This is a genomic window from Ideonella sp. B508-1, assembly GCF_000333615.1.
GTDB lineage: Bacteria > Pseudomonadota > Gammaproteobacteria > Burkholderiales > Burkholderiaceae_C > Ideonella.
The window spans coordinates 1-1,872 of sequence record NZ_BADL01000517.1; the positions used below are offsets into that span (position 1 = coordinate 1).

The following is a 1,872-nucleotide window of genomic DNA, read 5'->3' on the forward strand; positions in this document are numbered from 1 at the left end:
GCAGCATGTCCTCGGCGGCCTTGTAGTCCGCCGCGTTCTTGCTGTAGCCGGGCTTGCCCACGTACATCATGGCCACCGGCAGCACCTCGGAAGGCGAATCCAGGAAGCTCACGCCGCAGGACTTGAGCTTGGCCGCGTACTTCGGGTCGAAGATCAGCGACCAGGCGTTTTCGGGCATGGGCAGGTCGCCCAGGGCCTTCTTGACCTTGTCCACGTTGATGCCCACGGTGACATAGCCCCACAGCCAGTCCACCAGGTACTGGTTGCCCGGGTCCACGCCTTCCATCTGCTTGAGCAGGGCCGGGTCCAGGTTGCCCCAGTTGCTCAGCTGGCTGCGATCGAGCTTCTGGAACAGGCCTGCGGCGATCTGCTGCTTGGCGAAGTGGGCGCTGGGCACCACGATGTCGTAGCCCGTGCGGCCGGCCACCAGCTTGGCGTGCAGGATCTCGTTGTTGTCGTAGTTGTCGTAGTGGACCTTGATGCCGGTTTCCTTCTCGAAGTTGGCCAGCGTGTCCGGGGCGATGTAATCGGACCAGTTATAGATGTTGAGCACCTTGGGCTCATCGGCGGCCAGGGCGGTGCCGGCGGCCATGCCGCCGAACAGCGCGGCCAGGGTTGCGGGCAGCCAACGGCGCCATGCAGAGGTCTTCACATCCATCTCCTTTCAGCGGGGTTGCAGCCCTGGCGGGGTGGCACAGGGCGCGCGCATTCTAGGGCCCGCCCCCGAGGGCGCACATGAACCTGCATCAGACATGGGGCCTCCGTATAATTCCGGGTTCATCCTGTTGTCTTCCTCTTCCAGCCATGCCGATCTACGCCTACCGATGCGCCGCCTGCGGCCACGCGAAGGACGTGCTGCAAAAGATGTCCGATGCGCCGCTGACCACCTGCCCGGTCTGCGGGGCTGAGCAGTTCCAGAAACAGGTGACGGCTGCCGGGTTCCAGCTCAAGGGCTCCGGCTGGTACGCCACCGATTTCCGCGGCGGTTCCGGGGGCACCTCTGCCGCCGCGCCGGCCGCCACCGCCGCGCCAGCGTCGTCCGACAGCGGCAGCAGCAGCAGCGGTGGCGACAGCGGTCCCTCCACCCCCTGTGGCGGCTCCTGCGCCTGCCACTGAACGACTGCCCCCAGTGAAGAAATACCTCATCGCCGGTCTGCTCACCTGGCTGCCCCTGGCCATCACGGTCTGGGTGCTGCTGTGGGTCCAGGGCCTGCTCGACGGCGTGTTCCGCATGCTGCTGAAGGTGGCAGGCGTGGTGCTGCCCGAAGGCGCGGCCGACGGCCTCAGCCACCTGGGCACCTGGCCGGGGATGGGGGTGCTGGTGATGCTGGTGCTGATGCTGGCCACCGGCATGTTCGTGACGAACATCTTCGGCCAGTGGTGGCTGCGGCAATGGGATGCGCTGATGAGCCGCATCCCCATCGTCAAGTCCATCTACAGCTCGGTCAAGCAGGTCTCTGACACGCTGTTCTCCAGCAACGGCAACGCCTTCCGCGAGGCGGTGCTGGTGCCTTACCCGCATGCCGGCTCCTGGACGATTGCCTTCGTCACCGGCAAGCCCGGCGGCGAGGTGGCCGAGCAGCTGGGCGAAGAGCATGTCAGCCTGTACGTGCCCACCACACCCAACCCGACCTCGGGCTTCTTCCTGATGATGCCGCGCCGCAGCGTGCGGCCGCTGCAGATGAGCGTGGACGAGGCCCTCAAGTACATCATCTCCATGGGCGTGGTCACGCCCCCGGCCGGGCATGCGCACGGGCCGGAGGAGGCCGACCCCAATCCGGTGGGCTGAACGCACCCGGCCCCACCTGCGTTCAGTCCTGAGGGTCGCCCCCCGCCCCGGGGCTTGNTCCCCGAAATCCCCGAAATCCTGCG

The 1,872-nt window shown here is 66.7% G+C and carries 3 protein-coding genes; 2 read left to right on the top strand and 1 reads right to left on the bottom strand.

The window, feature by feature from the left end:
* Positions 1–592, bottom strand: a 592-nt coding sequence (locus I73_RS20320; protein ID WP_234409564.1) for an extracellular solute-binding protein, incomplete at its 3' end; no start/stop codon positions are given.
* Positions 593–804: 212 nt separating this feature from the next.
* Between I73_RS20320 and I73_RS20325 the strand changes: the two genes are divergently transcribed.
* Both I73_RS20325 and I73_RS20330 read left to right on the top strand, forming a co-directional pair.
* Positions 805–1,116, top strand: coding sequence for an FmdB family zinc ribbon protein (locus I73_RS20325; RefSeq protein ID WP_022982299.1), 312 nt, complete (start codon positions 805–807; stop codon positions 1,114–1,116).
* 13 nt (positions 1,117–1,129) lie between these two features.
* Entirely contained in the window at positions 1,130–1,789 is a 660-nt protein-coding gene (locus I73_RS20330) for a DUF502 domain-containing protein (RefSeq protein WP_022982300.1), read from the top strand.
* Positions 1,790–1,872 lie beyond the last annotated feature (83 nt).